Annotated in this window: 11 protein-coding genes and 2 pseudogenes; 7 read left to right on the forward strand and 6 right to left on the reverse strand. The window is 72.4% G+C overall.

Annotated elements, in window-relative coordinates; all coding sequences use genetic code 11:
• Positions 1-20 precede the first annotated feature (20 nt).
• Genes I8N68_RS19465 through I8N68_RS19475 form a run of 3 tightly spaced genes read left to right on the forward strand, consistent with a single transcriptional unit; the run spans position 21 to position 1,635 of the window.
• The gene (locus I8N68_RS19465) at positions 21-509 is read left to right on the forward strand and encodes an NUDIX hydrolase (protein WP_200211956.1); all 489 of its coding nucleotides are present in this window, start codon (positions 21-23) and stop codon (positions 507-509) included.
• Positions 503-1,315 (forward strand): ribonuclease HII, encoded by an 813-nt coding sequence (locus I8N68_RS19470; RefSeq protein WP_200211958.1) that lies wholly within the window; start codon positions 503-505, stop codon positions 1,313-1,315. The genes I8N68_RS19465 and I8N68_RS19470 overlap by 7 nt, the downstream gene beginning before the upstream one ends.
• On the forward strand, positions 1,312-1,635 hold the full coding sequence (locus I8N68_RS19475; protein ID WP_011905215.1) for a DUF2469 domain-containing protein: 324 nt from the start codon (positions 1,312-1,314) through the stop codon (positions 1,633-1,635). Before I8N68_RS19470 ends, I8N68_RS19475 begins: the two co-directional genes overlap by 4 nt.
• 41 nt (positions 1,636-1,676) lie before the next feature.
• On the opposite strand, the gene I8N68_RS19480 is transcribed toward I8N68_RS19475, so the two are convergent.
• A complete protein-coding gene (locus I8N68_RS19480; protein ID WP_200211959.1) occupies positions 1,677-2,783 on the reverse strand; it encodes a sulfite oxidase in 1,107 nt (368 codons plus the stop codon).
• Between the two features lie 19 nt (positions 2,784-2,802).
• A complete protein-coding gene (locus I8N68_RS19485; RefSeq protein WP_200211961.1) occupies positions 2,803-3,453 on the reverse strand; it encodes a class I SAM-dependent methyltransferase family protein in 651 nt (216 codons plus the stop codon).
• A gap of 225 nt (positions 3,454-3,678) precedes the next feature.
• Here I8N68_RS19485 and I8N68_RS19490 point away from each other — a divergent pair.
• Positions 3,679-4,339: pseudogene (locus I8N68_RS19490) on the forward strand (murein hydrolase activator EnvC family protein); the annotation flags it as partial.
• A 12-nt stretch (positions 4,340-4,351) separates the two neighbouring features.
• On the opposite strand, the gene I8N68_RS19495 reads toward I8N68_RS19490, so the two are convergent.
• Positions 4,352-5,533 (reverse strand): aminotransferase class V-fold PLP-dependent enzyme, encoded by a 1,182-nt coding sequence (locus I8N68_RS19495; protein WP_200211964.1) that lies wholly within the window; start codon positions 5,531-5,533, stop codon positions 4,352-4,354.
• An 85-nt stretch (positions 5,534-5,618) separates the two neighbouring features.
• Positions 5,619-6,614 (reverse strand): tyrosine recombinase XerC, encoded by a 996-nt coding sequence (locus I8N68_RS19500; RefSeq protein ID WP_200212008.1) that lies wholly within the window; start codon positions 6,612-6,614, stop codon positions 5,619-5,621.
• A 437-nt stretch (positions 6,615-7,051) separates the two neighbouring features.
• Here I8N68_RS19500 and I8N68_RS19505 point away from each other — a divergent pair, with 437 nt between their 5' ends.
• A complete protein-coding gene (locus I8N68_RS19505; RefSeq protein ID WP_200211966.1) occupies positions 7,052-7,393 on the forward strand; it encodes a hypothetical protein in 342 nt (113 codons plus the stop codon).
• Between the two features lie 12 nt (positions 7,394-7,405).
• On the opposite strand, the gene I8N68_RS19510 is transcribed toward I8N68_RS19505, so the two are convergent.
• Positions 7,406-8,734 (reverse strand): serine hydrolase domain-containing protein, encoded by a 1,329-nt coding sequence (locus tag I8N68_RS19510; protein WP_200212010.1) that lies wholly within the window; start codon positions 8,732-8,734, stop codon positions 7,406-7,408.
• A gap of 434 nt (positions 8,735-9,168) precedes the next feature.
• On the opposite strand from I8N68_RS19510, the gene I8N68_RS33960 reads away from it, so the two are divergent.
• Positions 9,169-17,211, forward strand: a complete 8,043-nt coding sequence (locus I8N68_RS33960) for a LamG-like jellyroll fold domain-containing protein (protein ID WP_200211968.1) — start codon at positions 9,169-9,171, stop codon at positions 17,209-17,211.
• On the forward strand, positions 17,208-17,504 hold the full coding sequence (locus I8N68_RS19520) for a hypothetical protein (protein WP_200211969.1): 297 nt from the start codon (positions 17,208-17,210) through the stop codon (positions 17,502-17,504). The genes I8N68_RS33960 and I8N68_RS19520 overlap by 4 nt, the downstream gene beginning before the upstream one ends.
• A gap of 126 nt (positions 17,505-17,630) precedes the next feature.
• Here I8N68_RS19520 and I8N68_RS19525 read toward each other — a convergent pair.
• Positions 17,631-17,963 (reverse strand): annotated as a pseudogene (locus I8N68_RS19525) (DprA-like winged helix domain-containing protein); the annotation flags it as partial.
• Positions 17,964-18,300: the final 337 nt, after the last annotated feature.

Consider the following 18,300-nt stretch of genomic DNA (forward strand, 5'->3'; position numbering starts at 1 on the left):
CCGTCTGGCAGGCTTGGGCGGTGACCGTCTACACCCCCCGGCGTGCGGCCCGGGTGCTGCTCGTCGATGCGGCCGACCGGGTGCTGCTCTTCGCCGGCACCGACCCGGCCCGACCGGGCCACGCCTACTGGTTCACCCCCGGCGGCGGGCTCGATCCGGGGGAGGGCCCGGCCGAGGGCGCCGCGCGGGAACTGGCCGAGGAGACCGGGCTGCGGCTCACCGCGGCCGAGCTGGGCGCGCCGGTGTGGTCCGAGACGGTCGAGTTCCCGTTCGACGGGGTCTGGTACCGGCAGGAGCAGGAGTTCTTCCTGGTCCGGGTCCCGGCCTGGGAGGTGGACACCGCGGGCTTCAACGACATCGAGCGAGCCAGCGTCACCGGCCACCGGTGGTGGTCGGTGGCGGAGCTGACCGCGACGACCGAGCGGTACTACCCGCCGGATCTGCCGGCCCGGCTGGCCCGGGCGCTCGCCGCCCACCGGCCGACCGCCGACGGGGGTGCCGCGTGCTGACGCCCCCGCGCACGGTGGTGCGCCGCGACGGTGGGCTCTACGCGCTGGAGCGGGCCCTGCAACGGCGGGGCTTCCGGCACGTGGCCGGAGCGGACGAGGCCGGGCGGGGCGCCTGTGCCGGGCCCCTGGTGGCCGCCGCGGCGGTGCTGCCGGAGGGGCGGCGCGGCGAGATCGACGGGCTGGCCGACTCCAAGCTGCTCACCCCGGCCAGCCGGGAGCGGATCTACGCCCAGGTGGTCGACCGCGCCCTGGCGTACGCGGTGGTGGTCATCCCGGCGGAGGAGGTCGACGCCCGCGGGCTGCACGTGTGCAACCTGGCCGCGATGCGGCGGGCCCTCGCGTCGCTGACCACCCGCCCGGAGTACGTGCTGACCGACGGCTTCGGCGTTGACGGGCTGGACGTGCCGGGGCTGGCGGTCTGGAAGGGCGACCAGGTGGCCGCCTGCGTGGCGGCGGCGAGCGTGCTGGCCAAGGTCACCCGGGACCGGATCATGGTGGAGCTGGAGGACCGGTATCCGGGCTACGGCTTCGCCGAGCACAAGGGCTACATCACGCCGGAGCACACCGCGGCGCTGCGGGACCGGGGGCCGTGCCGGGAGCACCGCTTCTCGTACGTCAACGTGGCCGCGATCTCGGGGCGGGACGGGGTGCCGCCGCGGTCCCGGCGCCCGGTGGCCGTGTGCCTGGATGAGCCGATGGAGCGCTCCGGCGCGTCAGGGGGTACCGTCGGCGTGGCGTTGGGCGAGCAGCCTCGACCTCCGGCGCCGGTGGGGGAAGATGTGGTCATGGAAGGCGGAGTGCGATGAGCGCGGAAGATCTCGAGAAGTACGAGACCGAGATGGAGCTGCAGCTCTACCGGGAGTACCGCGACATTGTCCGCCAGTTCTCCTACGTGGTGGAGACGGAGCGCCGCTTCTACCTGGCGAACCAGGTCGACCTGCACGTGCGCAACTCCGACGGCGAGGTCTACTTCGAGGTCGAGATGCACGACGCCTGGGTGTGGGACATGTACCGCCCTGCCCGCTTCGTCAAGAATGTCCGGGTGATGACGTTCAAGGACGTCAATGTGGAAGAGCTCGAAAAGCCGGACATCTCCCTTCCCGCAGACTCCGGATTCGGCAGCTGACGGTCTCCGCTCGCGGCGGCTGATCGAGCCGCCCGCGTCGCTCACCCGGCCAGGACCACCACCTCGACCCGCTGCACCAGATTGTTGGCGAAGCCGCCCCGGTTCCACGGCTGCTCGACCGGCTGGCGGCGGCCGGAGGCGTCCGTGGCCCGCGCGCCCAGCAGGTATCGGCCCGGCTCCGGGAACCAGTCGAGGTGCCACCGCCGCCACGCCCACCGGCCGCCGCTCGGCTCGTCCAACCGGGCCGGCGTCCAGCTCGCGCCGCCGTCGGTGGTCACCTCCACCGCGGTGACCGGCGCGTGACCCGACCAGGCCCGACCGTCCACGGTGCACGGGCCGGGACGCAGCACCCGGGTGCGGGACATGAAGTCCGGGAAACCCGGCGGGCGGACCAGGGCACGCGGCTCGATCCGGGTCACCGGCACGCCCGGGTCGTCGGCGTCGCGCCGCAGCCGGTACGCCACCGCGTTCTGGTAGCCGTCGAACGGCTCGGTCAGCACCCGGATGTTCCGCAGCCACTTCACGTGCGCCATGCCGTACCAGCCGGGCACGATCAGCCGCAGCGGCGCGCCGTGCTGCGGCAGCAGGGGAGCGCCGTTCATCTCGTACGCCAGCAGCACCTCCTCCCGCAGCGCGTCCGCGACCGGCAGCGCCCGCTGGTAGTCCTGCTCGACGCCCCGCTCGACGCCGTGGTCGGCGCCGGTGGAGACCACGTCCACGGCGTCGGGGGAGAACCCGGCCTCGCGCAGCAGCGGCGCCAGCGGCGTCCCGGTCCACTCGGCGTTGCCCACCGCCTCCACCAGCCAGGGCTGACTGACCGGTCGCGGGCTCAGCAGGGCCCGCCCGTTGCCGGCGCACTCCAGGGTCACCCGGTGGGTGACCCGGGGGCGCTCCCGCAGCGCGGCCAGGTCCAGGCGCAGCGGCCGGTCCACCGCGCCGTCGACGGTGAGTGTGTGCGCCGCCGGGTCGACGTCCGGGATGTCGTAGTGGATCAGCAGGTAGTGCAGCCCGGCCGGGGTGACGTCGTAGCGCAGCGCCTCCAGGGGGATCCCGTGGTTGCGCGTGGCGAGCTGCAACTCCTCCGCGCTGATCGCCTCATCCGGCGCGGCGATCCGGGACGGCCGGCTGACATCGTCCACAGTGGTCATGCGATTGCTCCCTCGGCCGTCAGGGGTGGGTGAGGCGGTCGTAGCCGACGAACTCGAACATCGTCGCGCCGAGCTCCAGTGGCCGGGGGGTCCCGGTGAAGCGGTGCACGCCGACGCCCACGCCGTCGGCCGGGCTGCTCACCGCGACCGGCAGGAAGCCCTCCTCGGCGAACCAGTCGCAGATGGCGGGCACCAGGTCCGGCTCGCGGCGGTGCCGGGTCCAGAAGACCGTCCCGCCGGTGGCGCAGAGGGCCGCGCAGTGCCGCACGGTGGCCCGGATGTCCGCGTCGGTGATGTTGCCGAAGATCCCGCAGACCAGCACCAGGTGCGCCGGGGCGAGGTCGACGTAGTGGTCGGTCAGCGACGCGTCGCCGACCACCACCTCCACCGCCGACAGGCCGGCCTCCGCGGCGGCCGCCCGGGCGAACTCGGCGTTGCGCGGATCCAGCTCCAGCAGGCGGGCGGTCACGTCGTCGCGTCGGGGATGGGTCGCCAGCGCCGGGATCAGGTCCCGCCCCTGCCCCGCGCAGAGGCTGACCGCCCGCAGCGGGCCGGGTGGGGCCTGGTCCAGCGCCTCTCCGATCCGCAGTCGCACCTCGGTCAGGCGCCGGGACAGGGGCGAGCCCGGCTGGTCGTAGTCGTCGTGCCAGGCGTACCAGTCCCGCGTCACCGGCTCAGCATAGGCGGTGCCGGTGGCCCGCCGACGCGGCCGCATAGCAGATCCACTGCGCCGCCGGGTGCCGTCCACAGCCCGCCACCTGTCCACAGTTCCGGTGGCCGTCGGTGGCGCGGTGACCGCCTCGGCAGCAGGCTACCGACCGTGCGAACCACACCCGGGCCGGTCACGCCGGCCCTCCGCCTGCTGCTGCGGATCCTCGCGAAGCCGCCCGGCCCGATGGCCCGTGCCGCCGCGTCCGGTCGGGTGATCCTTCCGCTGACGCTCGGTGCGGTGGTCGGCTGCGGAGCGGCCGGTGCGGTGCCGGTTCCCGTGGTGGCACCCGGCGTGGTCGTCGATCCGGCGGCATCCGGTGGCGCGGCGGTGCCTGTCGCGGCGGGTCCGGTCGCCGTCCCGGGTCCGTCCACCTCGGAGACGGTGGACCGGACGGGCGGCTCCGTGGCGGCGACCGGCCCGCCGGGGCCGGTTCCCGGTTCCGGTGGCCGCTCGCCGGCACGCCGCGGCTCGTGCGCCGGTTCGACCCGCCGCCGGAGCCCTGGCGACCCGGTCACCGGGGCGTCGACCTGGCCGCCGCACCGGGCGCCGAGGTGCGGGCGGCGGGCGCGGGCGTGGTGCTCTTCGCCGGCCCGGTGGCCGGGCGTCCGGTGGTCACCGTCGGGCACGGCGACGGGCTCCGCACCACCTACGAGCCGGTACGCCCCGGGCTGCCCCCCCGGCACCCGGATGGCCGCCGGTACGCCGCTCGGTGCCCTGCTCGCCGGCCATCCCGGCTGCCCGGTCCCGGCGTGCCTGCACTGGGGGGCTGCGCCGGGGCGGGGAGTACCTCGATCCCCTCGCCCTGCTCGGCCTCGGCCCGGTCCGGCTGCTCCCGGTCGGCGGTGACGGTGTCAGCTCACCCCTTCGCGAGCAGCGCGGGCAGCCGCACGGCCAGCCGGTCGTACTCGTCGGGGGTGTTGTAGATCTGGCCGCAGAGCCGCAGCCAGCCCCGGTCGTTCCAGGTCATCACCGCCACCTCGGCGGCGAGCCGTTCCGCGATCCGGGCCCCGAGGGCCTTCGCCGCGTCCATCGTGGTGGCGACCCCTCGGGGCAACGGGATCAGCCGCATCGACACCGTCGGCCCGCCGGGCTCCGGCAGGTCGGCCGGCGCCACGCCGAGGGCGTCTCCGACCACCCGCTGCCCGTACGCGGCGAGCGCGGCGTTGTGCGCGCGTACCCGGTCCAGGCCGAGGCTGCGCAGGGTGAACAGACCGGCCGGAGCGGCCAGCCACGAGGTGTAGTCCAACGTCGCCTGCCATTCCACCCGGGCGGGGAAGCCGGTCTCCTGCTCCCAGGAGACCACCAGCGGTTCGATCCGTTCCCGCCAGGGCGGGGCGACGACCAACGCGGCGGTCCCGCGCGGCGCGAACGCCCACTTGTGCAGGTTGCCGACCCAGAAGTCGGCGCCGATCGAGGCCACCGTGATCGGCAGCATGCCCGGGGCGTGCGCCGCGTCGACGAGGACGGGCACGCCGTGCTCGCGGGCCACCCCGACCACGGCGGCGGCCGGAAAGAGTCGGGCGGTGGCGGAGGTGAGCTGGTCGATCACCAGCAGCTTCGTCCGCCCGGGCCGCAGCCCGGCCCGGACGATCTCCACGACCTCCTCGTCGCTGGCGGTCAGCGGCACGTGCAGGGCCCGGTGGGTCGCCCCGGTGCGCCGGCACTCCCGCTGCACCGAGAAGCCGACCGCCCCGTACCCGTGGTCCGTGGTCAGCACCTCGTCGCCGGGGCGCAGACCGAGCGACTGCAGCACCACCGCGACCCCGGTGGTGGCGTTGCCGACCAGCGCGGTGCCGTCGGGGTCCGCGCCCAGGAAGCCGGCCAGGTGTCGCCGGGTGTGCGCGATCCGGTCGACCAGGCCCTGGGTGAAGAAGCGCAGCGGGTTCGACTCCATCTCGTCGCGCAGCCGCTGCTGGGCGCGTTGCACCCCGATCGGGACGGCGCCGAACGAGCCGTGATTGAGGTGACTGACCGACGGATCGAGGGAGAAGAGCAGCCGAGCCCCGGGGATCGGCTCGGGCGGCTGCGGGACCGTCATCCGCCGATCGTAGCCCGCCGTAGATCATCAACCCGCCGATCGCCACCGTCCCACGGCGACGGCCGGATCCGAGCACCCTCGGTGCTCAGGCCCGCGGGTGCGCCTGCCGGTACGCCGCCCGCAGCCGTTCCACCGAGACGTGCGTGTAGATCTGGGTGCTCGCCAGCGAGGAGTGGCCGAGCAGCTCCTGCACCGCCCGCAGGTCCGCGCCGCCCTCCAGCAGGTGGGTGGCGGCCGAGTGCCGCAGCCCGTGCGGGGTGGTCCGGGGCAGGCCGGCGCGCTCGGCGTACCCGGCCACGACCCGGCGGGCCGTGGTCGGGTTCAGCCGCCCGCCCCGCGCCCCCAGCAGCAGCGCAGACCCCGAGGCCGCGCCGGCCAGGGCGGGTCGGCCCCGGCCCAGCCACGCGTCCAGCGCGCGCTGCGCCGGCACCCCGTACGGCACGGCGCGTTCCCGGCCGCCCTTGCCGAGCACCCGCACCACCCGGCGACCGTGGTCGACGTCGGCGACGTCCAGCCCGCACGCCTCGCTGATCCGGATCCCGGTGCCGTAGAGCAGCTCCAGCAGCACCCGGTCCCGCAGCAGCGCCGGCTCGTCCTCGCCCGCCGGCGACTGCCCCCCGGCCACGTTCGGTGCCTGGGCCGGGTTCCCGGTGCCGGGCGCCGGCTGGGCGACGGCCCCGGCGGTGTCCGGCGGCTGGGCCGCGGTCCGGGCGGGGGCGTCCATCAGGGCGGCGGCCTGGTCGGCGCGGAGCACGGTGGGCAGCTCCCGGTGGGCCTTCGGGCTGGCCAGCGGGGCGGCCACGTCGGCGGGCAGCAGCCCCGACCGGTGCGCCCAGACGCTGAAGGTGCGAGCCGACGCGGCGCGGCGGGCCAGCGACGTGCGGGCGGCGCCCATCGTCCGCTGTTTCGCCAACCAACTGCGCAGCACCGTCAGGTCGAGCTCCGCCAGGTCGGCGCAGCCCATCCGGACGGCATGGTCGAGCAGCGAGACCAGATCGGTGACGTACGCCCGCACGGTGTGTGCCGAGCGGTTGCGCACCCGAACCAGGTGGTCGGCGAAGTCGTCCACCGCCTCCCGCATCACCGGCGGCAGTCCCTCGTGGGTCAGCCGGGTGCCGCGCGGCTGCCCGCTCACCACCGGCTCCGACCCGCCGACCCGGCGGGGGACGGTGCTGGCCGGGCCGGCTGCGGCCGGGCGCCGTTGACCACCTCGGGGCGCGGCCCGACCCTGCTGTGCGCGGACACCGGCCCAGCCTAAGCGCCCGCCCGGTGAGCGGCCGGGCCGCCGGGCCGCGGGGTGCGTGGCGACGCGGCGGCCCCGCCCGGGTGACGCCGGCGCCGTGGCGGACGACCGACGCGCCGGTAAGGGGTGGCTGAACGGCCGCTAAACAGGGGAAACTTGTCGTACGAAGAGGACGGTCGGGGGAAGCGCCGCCAGTTTGTGGCGTGCCGGCGGGTGAACCCGGAACGGATCGGCGTCAGGCCGAGCGGACCTCGACGACAGGAGGGGGACCGATCGTGGGTGTGGATGCCGTCCTCTACCGGCTGGTCCGGACCGGGCCAGGCCACCGCCGTCCGTCGTGCGTCCCCGCCGCGCTGGTGGCCGATCCCGACGACGTGCTGCTGGAGCTGCTCAAGCGGGTGAAGGGCGGGGGGCGTACGCCGCTGCTGGACCGCGTCGATCCGCTCGGCGAGCTGGTGGTCGGGGCCGAGGCGGCGCCGCAGCTGCTCGTGGAGCTGCGCTGCCTGGCGGAGGTGGCGCGGGAGCCGGCGGAGGCGGACCAGGTCCGCCAGCTCGTGCTGCTCGCCCGGCGTTGTCTGCGCAGCTCCGACGTGGAGATTCGCTTCGAGGGCGACTGACCGGCCGGGGCGCTAGCGCTCCGCCGCCAGGACGTTGGCCGCGGCGACGCGGGCCGGATCCGGATCGGCCCAGCTCCAGTTCGGGTGGGCCCGGTTGGTGAGCAGCACGAGGACCAGTCGGCGGGTGGGATCGACCACCATGGAGGTGCCGGTGAACCCGGTGTGCCCGAACGTCGCCGGGCCGGCCAGCCGGCCCATGAACCAGGGCTGGTCGAGCACCACGCCGAGGCCGTGCGCGGAGCTGCGACCGGGATGGGCGGTGTCGACGGCGGGCAGGCCGCTGTTGGCGTTCCGCACCATCCGGTGCACGGTGCTCTCGGCCAGGATGCGCGTACCGCCGTAGGTCCCGCCGCCGAGCAGCAGCTGCCCGACGACCCCCAGCTCCTCCGCCGTGCTGAAGATGCCGGCGTGTCCGGCGATGCCCCCGAGGTGGTTCGCGACGTCGTCGTGCACGACGCCGCGCAGCAGGCCCCGCGACGACCGCGCGTCGGTGGCGACCAGGCGGGCTGCCCGCTCGGCCGCGCCGATCCGGTCGTGGGGCCGGAACCCGGTCCAGCGCAGGCCCAGCGGCTCGGTCAGGCCCGTGCGCAACGCGTGGTCCAGTCGCTGCCCGGTGACCTTCTCGACGAGCTTGCCGAGCACCATGAGGCCGACGCTGGAGTAGCGAACCACGGTGCCCGGCAGGGCGCCCTTCACCAGCGGGGTGGCCAGCACGGCCGCCCAGCGTCCCGCCAGGGTGGAACTGCCGGTCACGGTGGCACCGACCGGCAGGCCGCTGGTGTGGGTGAGCAGCATGGCGACGGTGATGCGTGACTTGCCGGCGCCAGTGAACCCCGGCAGGTACCGCACCACCGGGGCGTCCAGGTCGATCCGCCCCCGGTCGGCCTGCTGAAGGGCCAGGATCGCGGTGAAGACCTTGGTGATCGAGGCGAGGTCGAAGATCGAGTCGGGCCGCATCCGGACCCGCTGCCCGGCGGGCAGCAGCACCGGACCGGCGCCGTAGCGCAGCGCCTCGCCGACGGCCACGTGCGCGCCCGGCCGGCCATCGGCGAGCGCCAGCGCCACCGCCCCCGCGTACGTCGGATGCCGCGGATTCTCCCCGGTCGGCCGCAGGTACCGGGTGAGCACCGTGGTGAGCGCGGCGGCCGGGGACGGCCCGTCGGGGCGCGACGGGCCGGGGTCGGACGAGGGCGCGGCGGCCCGCACCGCGGGCGCGGCGGACGTGGAGCTGCCCGGCGTACCGGGTCCGCCGGACGGGGCCGGCGACCCGGGGCCCCGGCAACCGGCCAGGGCGAGGGTGGTGGCGGTCAACCCGAGGCCGAGCACGGAACGGCGGGTCATCGACACGCTCAGATCATGTCATTACCGGGGTGCGCCGACGCCGCGGCGTCGGTGGCGCGCAGGCAACGGTCAGGCTGCGTCCAGGTGACGCCCGGCCCTCATCCAGCTCCACGCGCGCGGGACGGGAAGTGACATACACCACCGTCATTGAGTATTGCCTTACTCACCCGTCTGTCCATGGTAGATCGGCGTCGGCCCGGCGTGCCGTTGGGGAGGCCGTCAGCGAAGTGCTGTGATCGCACTGCGTGACGGGGATCCGCTGGCGGGCATGGTCTGCCGGCCCGCCTCACCTCATCCCGCCGGCCCGTTCCGCGGCGGCCCTCGGAAATCAGTCTCTTGCTGGCGCATCGACGGTCTTCTTAGACTCCGCTCGCCTCACTGGGAGGCTCTTCAGCGGGGAGGGCGCCATGCCGACGCACCGGTGGCGATCACGCGTGTTCATTTCCTTGGCGGGCGACGCCTGGGCCGTCTGGGCGCGACGTCTGTCGATCCTGATGGCGATCGTCCTCGTCGCGACCATGTCCGACGTCCCGGCGCGACCGATCCGGCCCGCCGCCGCAGCCGCGCCGAAGCCGGCACCGAAGCCGAAGTGTCCGGACGACCGGGCCGACGAAGTGTCGGCCGCCGTTGCGGCGCGGTTGTGCGGGTCGCGGGTGGAGGTGACGAACCGGCGGACCGAAACCACGCAGCTGTTCGCCAACCCGGACGGCACGCTGACCGAGGAGCAGTCGCTGGCCCCGGTGCGGGTGCGGCAGGGCGACAAGTGGGTGCCGGTCGACCTGACGCTGGAGCGCCGGGCCGACGGGTCGGTGGCACCGAGGGCCCACCCCCGGGATCTCTCGTTCGCCGGTGCCACGGACGCGGCCGGTGAGCACGAGGTCGTCGCGGTGGGTGCCGGCGCGGAGCGGACCGGCCTGGCCTGGACGGGTCCGCTGCCCGAGCCGGTGCTGGACGACCGGACGATCACCTACCCCGAGGTGCGTCCCGGGGTGGACCTGGTGTTCCAGGCCCACGCCACCGGCTACGAACAGCACTTCGTGGTCAAGGACCGGGCGGGCCTGGCGCAGGTGCGGAAGCTGACCCTGCCGATGCGGACGGGCAAGCTGACCGCGGCCGCTGACGGCATGGGCGGCCTCGTGTTCAAGAACGCCAAGGGGCGGCAGGTCGGCCGGGCGCAGACCCCGCTGATGTGGGACGCGGCCGTGTCACCGCGGTCCGGGGAGCGGGTCAACCGCGCGCCCGTGGCGCTGCGCACGGTGGCGCGCGGCGGTCGTACGGTCATGGAGCTGACGCCGGACGCGGCCTTCCTGGCCCGGCCGGACCTGACCTTCCCGGTCACCATCGATCCGCCGACGTCGCTGTCTCCGTCGTTCGACGCCTTCGTGCAGAACAGCTACTCTAGTGACCAGTCGGGTTCAGCGGACCTGAAGCTGGGCTACTCCAACGACGGTGGCTCGTTCACCGCGCGGTCGTACCTGCGCTTCAACACCACCGGGTTCGCCGGCAGCCGGATCATGTCGGCGAAGCTGCGGCTGTGGAACTACCACTCGTGGTCGTGCACCGCCGCCGGCTGGGAGGCGTGGCGGACCGACTACGTCGACTCGTCGGTGCGGTGGACGGCGCAGCCCGCCGCCCGCGCCAGGGTGGGCACCTCCACCGAGACCCGGGGCTACAGCTCGTCCTGCGGTGACGGCTACGTTTACATCGAGGTCGGCGGAGCCCTGCAGTACGCGGCCGACACCAGCTCGACCAGCGCCAGCGTGATGCTGCGGGCCACCTCCGAGACGTCGACCTCCGGCTGGAAGCGGTTCGACTCGGCCGAGGGCGCGCACCCGCCGCTGGTGTCGATCACCTACAACAGCGCGCCGTCGGTTCCGGCCTCGCTGGCCGTGGCTCCCTGCTACACCGCCTGCGGCTCCGGGGCGCGGACCTCGTCGCTGCGGCCTACCCTGTCGGCGAAGCTGGCCGACGCCAACGCCGGGCAGACCCTGCAGGCCGAGTTCGTGATCCGCAACAAGGCCACCCTCGCCACCGTCTCCTCCTCCGGCCTGCGCTCGGGCAGCCCGGCGTGGACCAACGGCTCCACCTCCTCCTGGCAGGTGCCGGTCGACCTGGCCAATGGCACCACCTACGAGTGGCAGGTCCGGTCCAAGGACCCGTACGCCTACGGCGCCTGGTCGGCCTGGACGCCGCTGACGGTGGACACCAGCGCGCCCGGCGTGCCGTTCGTGTCCGCGACGATCTATCTCAACGATGGCCAGCCCCACGGCGGCGCGGGTCAATCCGACACGTTCACCTTCACCCCGGCGTCGGGCACCACCGACCTGGCGGCCTTCGTGTACAAGTTCGACTACGACAGCGCCGCCACCACGGTCGCGGCGACCGGCGCGAAGTCGGTCACGCTCAGCCCTCGCGACGGGCACCGCACGCTCACCGTGCAGGCCAAGGACTCGGCGGGCAACCTGTCGAACGCGAACACCTACGTCTTCGACGCCGGCAATGCGGCGCTGGCCCAGCCGTTGCCCGGCGCCACCATCGTCAAGCGGACCAAGCTGCAGATCACCACCCCGGTGGCCGGTTACACCCGGGCGTACTACGAGTACCGGCGCGGCCCGGGTGGTGCAGTGCTGCCGGTCCCTTCGGCGAACCTGACCTCCGCCACCGGCGCGCCGATCACCGCCACGGCCGCCAGCCCGGTCAGCCTCGCCACCCTGGGCGGGTACGCGATCTGGAACGCCACCGACACCCTCGGCCTGGTCGGCGGCGTGGTCGAGGTACGGGCACAGGTCTACACCGCGACCGGCACCACTCCGGCCTACACCATCCCCTGGGTGCGGGTGTCGGTCGACTCCAGCGGTGACGGTGCGGCCGACGACGAGATCGGTCCCGGTTCGGTCAACCTGCTCACCGGTGACTACTCGATCTCCTCCACTGACGCCGACGAACTCGACATGTCGGTACAGCGGGGAATGTCGTCGCGGGAACCGACCGACGGATATCAGCCGATGGCCCAGCGGCTGACCGCCAACCAGCAGCAGGTCTCCACCGACCTCACCGGTTTCACCGTGGCGTCGACCTCCTCGGCCGTGCGGTCCACCGCCCGGGGACAGGGCGAGACTACCCCGGTCGATTCCCTGGAGATCACCCCGGTCACCACGACTAGCAACGACACCCACGTGGCGGTCGGCGGTGACGGCGGGGCGCTGCGGCTCGGCATGACGGCGGGCCGGACGTACCGGATGAGCGGCTGGATCTACGTGCCCGGGTCGACCGGCCTGGTCCCGGCATTCGCCCAGCGGGGCCTGCGGATCGTCGGTTTCACCAAGGTCGGCGGTAACTACGCCGAGGTGACCTCGGCGATGGCCAGTTACACCGACGGCTGGCAGGAGCTCTCCGTCGACATGACGGTGCCGGTCGGGGCGACCGAGGCGTTCTTCCGCCTCTACAACGGCATGCAGGGCGGCTCGGGCCGCAAGGTCTACTGGGACAACCTGTCGTTCACCGAGATCGTCGCGCCGTTCGGCACGGCGTGGACCGGTGGCGCGACCGGCGGCGCGGCGGACGTCGAGTACACCACCGTGACGCTGCCCGAGCCGTCGCTGGCCCGGGTGAATACGATTGGTGGTGGCTGGATCACCTTCGCCAAGAATGCCGACGGGGTGAGCTTCACCCCGGAACCGGGCTCCGAAGGGCTGGTGCTCACCAAGGTGGGCGCGACCGCGTACCGGCTGTCGGAGCTGGACGGGACCGTCACCGAGTTCACCCAGCAGGGTGGGCTGTGGGCGGCGACCTCCTCATGGACGGCGGAGTCGGACACCACCTCCCGCTACGTCTACGACACCGCGGGCAGCCGGCTGCTGCTGAAGAAGGTCATCAACCCGGTCGCCGCGGGTGTCGACGATACGAACAACTGCACTGCGGCAATTCCGGCCCGTGGGTGTGAGGTGTTGGAGTACGAGTACGCCACCACCACCACTCCAGGGCTGAGCCAGACGGTCTTCGGTGACTACACCGACCGGATCTCCGGGGTGAGGCTGTGGGCGTGGGACCCGGACACCTCGGCGATGACCGCAACCCAGATCACCAAATACACCTACGACAACCTCGGGCAGTTGCGGGAGGTCTGGGACCCCCGGGTGAGCCCGGTGTTGAAGACCGCCTACGAGTACACCGCCGGCCGGGTCACCAAGGTCACCCCCTCGGGTGAGCTGCCGTGGTACTTCGACTACGGCAACCCCGACGTCGACTCGGCGGCGCTGCGCTGGAACCTGGACGAGGGCACCGGCACCGCGGTGGCCGACTCCTCGGGCAGCGGACGCAACGGAACGATGGCCACCGGCGTCACCTGGGGTCAGGGCAACGACCCGGAGAACCCGGGGGACAGGGCGGCGGTGTTCACCGGCGGCACCGGCCAGCAGATCAGCGCCGCCGGAACGGCCCTGTCCAACACCTCCTCCTACACTGTTGCGGCCTGGGTGCGAATCAAGGACAAGTCCGTCAACCGGACGGCGGTGTCCAAGGATGGCTCGCGGACCAGCGGGTTCTTCCTCAACTATGTGGCCGCCGAGGACAGGTTCGCCTTCTCCCGCGTCACCTCCGACAGCGACAGCGCCACCCCAGTCCGGGCCACCGCCAACACCGCCGCCGTGGCGGGGCAGTGGACCCACCTGGTCGGTGTCTACGACACCGCCAGCGGGAAGATGAAGCTGTATGTCAACGGCGTGTTGCAGAGCACGACCGCCACGACGGGCGGCTGGAACGCCACCGGCAACTACGTTGTCGGCCGGGCAAAGTGGGCCGGTGCCGCGTCGAACGTGTGGGATGGCGAGATCGACGACGTTCGCATCTACGGCAAGGCCCTCACCGCCGACCAGGTCATCGACCTGGCCGGCGACGAGAACTCTGGCCGGCTGCTGCGGGTGCGTCGCGCCGCCCTCCAGCAAGGCTCGAAGACCGTCACCGACGGTGAGATCGCCACGAACGTGGTCTACAACGTGCCGCTGACGAACGCAGCCGGTGGCCCGTACGACCTGAATTCCGCGGCGATTTCGGCGTGGGGCCAGGTGGACCTGCCCACCGATGCCACCGGGATTTTCGGACCGGAGGACAACCCCGGGCGCAACACCGCCACTCCGTCGAGCCCGGGCAGCAACGGCTACCGCTACGCCACCGTGCACTACCTGGGCGCGGGCGGTCAGGAGGTGAACACCGCGAGCCCCGGCGGGCACATCGACACCGCCGAGTACGACCGGTTCGGCAACGTCGTGCGTACCTTGGAGGCCACCGATCGGGAGCTCGCCCTGGGCACCCTGCCTGACGCGGCGGCTTACCTCGAGGAGCTGGGCCTCTCCGGATCGGACACCGCCAGTCGGGCTCTGGCCCTGTCCACCATCAACACCTACAGCGCCGATGGCGTCGACCTGGTCGACGCCCTCGGGCCGACCTCCACGATGGTGCTGGAGAACGGGGTCGCCGATCCGGACGGCACCGGCGAGCTGGAAGCCATCCCGGCCGGGGCGACCGTGATCGGCCGCGCCCACGCCGTTAACAGGTACGACGAGGGCAAGCCCGACGGAGCTACCTACCACCTGGTCACCACCGAGAGTGAGGGATCCCAGATCGTCGGGTACCCGGACGCCGACGTCCGGGTGTCGAAGAACGGCTACGACGCCGAGCAGGGCGGGGTGTCCGGCTGGACGTTGAAGACCCCGACCAAGGTGGTCGCCGACGCCGGCCCGGGCGGACAGAACCTGACCGCCTACTCGGTCTTCAACGCCGCTGGTCAGGTGCTGAAGTCCTGGGGGATCGACTCCACCGGCGCGGACGCCATGGCCAAGCAGGTCGTCTACTACACCGCGGGGGCCAACGCCCAGGACAGCGCATGCGGCAACAGGCCGGAGTGGGCCGGCGAGCCCTGCGTCACCCGGGCGGTCGGGGCGGTGACCGGACACGACCCGGCTCGGATGACCACCAATCTGCCGGAGCGCCGGGTCGTCTCGTACACCCGGTGCGGCGACGAGGCCGTCGTCACGGAGACCGCGGCCGGCAAGACCCGGACCACGACCACCCAGTACGATCCGGCCACCCGGGTGACCAGCACGCAGATCACCTCGGACGAGGGCGCGCCGGTCGAGGCGGTGACCACCCAGTACAGCCCCACCTCCGGCGACGTCACCGTCACCACGATGGGCACGGCGAGCATCACCCGGGAGTACGACCTGCTCGGTCGGCTGGCGTCCTACACCGACGCCGACGGCGGGACGACCGTGAACGAGTTCGACCGGTTCGGCAAGTCGGTGAAGGTGTCCGATCCCACCGGAAACTCCACTTTCGCCTACGACCGGGCGGCGGAGCCGCGCGGCTTGCTCACCAGCGTCACGGACAACGTCGCCGGCACGTTCTCGGCCAAGTACTCACCAGACGGGCAGCTCACCGAGCTGAAGTACCCCGGTGGGCTGACCCGGACCGACCGGCTCAACGCCAACCTCGAGCCGGTGGAGCGAGCCTTCACCCGGGACTCAGACGGAGCGGTCGTCTACTCCGAATCGGTCACCGAGAACACCGCCAGCCAGTGGGTGAACCACACCTACACCGGCGGCAGCAAGGCCTACCGGTACGACCGGCTGGGTCGGCTCACCCGCGCCCAGCAGGACACTACGATGACCGACGGCTGCGTCACCCGGACGTACGCCTACGACAACCGGACCAACCGGATCGGTAGCTCGCGCTTCGTCCCGGCTCTCGACGGCACGTGCGACGAGACCGGCACGCCGGTGTCGGAGACGCACGCGTACGACACCGCCGACCGGCTCACCGACGCTGGCTACGTCTACGACGCCTATGGGCGGACGACGGCACTGCCGGGTGGTCTGACCAACGCGTACTTCGCCAACGACATGGTGCAGCGGCAGCAGCTCGATGACGCACGGCAGACGTGGACGCTGGACCCGGCGCACCGGTTCAGGGCCTTCACGACGGAGACCCAGGTCGACGGGAACTGGGTCAACGCGACATCGAAGCTGAACCACTACGGCGACGACTCCGACGAGGTGCGGTGGATCGTCGAGGACACCACACTCGGCGACATCACCCGGAACGTGTCCGGGCCCGACGGTGACCTGGCCGCCACCACATCCACTACCGGGGACGTCCGACTGCAACTGGTCAACCTGCACGGGGACGTGGCCGCGACCATCGACACCGGGCTGCTCGAGCCGGAGTTCTTCGACTACGACGAGTTCGGTGTGCCCATGGCCGGCCAGGCCGACCTCCGGTACGGATGGCTGGGCGGCAAGCAGCGCTCCGGCGAGGCCATGGGCGATGTCATCCTGATGGGCGTCCGCCTCTACTCGCCCAGTATCGGCCGATTCCTTCAGATGGACCCGGTCGACGGGGGCAACGCCACCGCCTACGACTACTGCGCGGGTGACCCGGTCAACTGCACGGACCTCGACGGCAAGTGGGGTTGGGGCAGCATCAAGCGTGGGCTGTCCAAGGTCGCTCGGGTCGCGTCCTACGCGTCGATGATCCCAGGCCCGATCGGCACCATCGCCGGAGTGGTGTCCGCCGTTTCCTACGCCGCCACAGGCAACTGGCGGGAGGCGGCCTGGGCCGTGGGTGGTGCGTTGGCGGCCGTCGTCGGCGCAGGGGCCGCGGTACGGGGTGCCCGTTTCGCCGTCAGTGCAGCCCGAGCAGCAGCGAAGGCCCGGAAGCTTAGCAGGCTGAGGCGGGCTCATGCGGCGGCGAGGCGAGCGGCGAGCCGGGCTCGCTCGGTCTTCCGCCGAGGGTGCAACTCCTTCGATGCCGCCACCCCGGTGCTGATGGGGAACGGCACCTACCAGACGATCGACAGCATCCAGGTCGGTGACCTGGTGGCAGCGGTCGACAGCTCTACCGGTGAACTCTCGCTTCGTCCTGTGCTGGCGGTCTTCGTCGGTCAGGGGACGAGACACCTCATCTCGGTCGACCTCGACGGCGTCTCCGAGGCTGATCTGGAGGTGACCGCCGAGCATCCGCTCTGGGTGGAGGGCGTGGGCTGGAAGGCTGCCCAGGACCTCCAGCCGGGCGACCGAATCGGTTCGCCCTCCGGAGGCACCTCGGTGGTCCGGCGAGTGACCGACCGGGGCTGGCTGGCAGGCCAGGAGGTCTTCAACCTCAATGTTGGGGACCTGCACACCTTCGTGGTCCTCGTTGACGGCGTCGATGTCCTCGTTCACAACCGCTCCTCGAGCTGCAAGGTCAAGCGTCACCTACCCGGCAGCCGGACCACCTGGCACAGTTCGCGATACGCCAGCAACATGCGGCAGGCGGGTAAGCTGGCCAGGCGGCTGGTGGACCGGATGCGTAACCGGGGCTACCAGTGCGAGATCCGTGGCCTGTGCAAGTCGCGCGACCACCTGCACATCGACTGGACCAAGGGGCGCCACCGTGGCGTCATCCACATCCGGTGGGGTCGCAGAGGAGGTGCGGCAGATTGAGTTCCCTCAGCGGAGTACGGCGTGCCGGGAAACTGGTGGTCGTCACGGCGGTGCTGGCGGACCGGAGGGGAGCCTGTGATGCCGTACAGGTCCTCGTCGCCGACTCCAGTGTGGCCGCTGCCGTCCGTCGGCTCCGTCAAGCCGGATACCGCAAGATCGGTACGGCGTTGGGTGCGATGCAGGTCGGGGACGAGTTGGCGAAACTCGCCCTTGCCCACGTCGGTCAGATCTTCGAGCGAGAATGGCTGACCGAGGGTGACTGGCTCGCGGTTGCCGGACGGTCGGGAGGATGACCGCGGCTGATTGACGTGGTCTCCGTTCCTGTCGGCGTCGCCGGCCGGAGGATGTGCCGACATGGCCGACCTCCGGGCGGCGGCGCCGACCGCCTTTCGGATAGCCGCGAATGATGACCGCCAACCTCAGCCGGTGCCGGCCGTGGGCGAGGCCGGTGGCTGCGCGAGGGCGTACCCGCCGTCCCGGCGGACCACCAGCCCCAACTCCTCCAACAGGGACAGCTTGCGCAGCGCGGTCCGGACGGCCACGCCGGCGCGGGCGGCCAACGCGTCGGGGCTGTGCAGTCCCCGGCGGGGCAAGGACTCCAGCACCTGCGTCGCCTCGTCGTCCAGCTCGTCGGTGGGCCGGCGCGGCCCCCGGGCCGGCGGTGCCAGGTCGGCCCCGATCCGCCCGACCTCCTCCAGCACGTGCGCGACCCCGGTGACGAGCCGGGCAGCCGGATACTCCCGGAGCAGTTCGCGCCACTTGTTGATCAGGACTTTGTGCTGGCCTGGAAAAAGTTCCTGCTCATCGAGCAGGACAGGGTGCACAGAGCAATCGCCGTACTGCACACCTCAGCCGACGCTGGCAACCCGTTCGCCGCGGGCAGGCTGGCCGACCTGCTTGCCAGCAGGATCGGGCGGACGAACTCAAAGCCGGGGTGCATAAGCCGGGCGGCAGCCAGCACATTGAGGAACATCAGCTGATCCGGAGTCAGCCCCGATCCCCGGGCAGTTTTGGCGAAGCCGGTGGCGATTTATCTTCACTCTCTGCGCTATTCGGCCCTGGTGTACTGGTAGAGGCGCCCATCCGTCG

Source organism: Micromonospora coerulea, assembly GCF_016598485.1.
Lineage (GTDB): Bacteria > Actinomycetota > Actinomycetes > Mycobacteriales > Micromonosporaceae > Micromonospora > Micromonospora coerulea.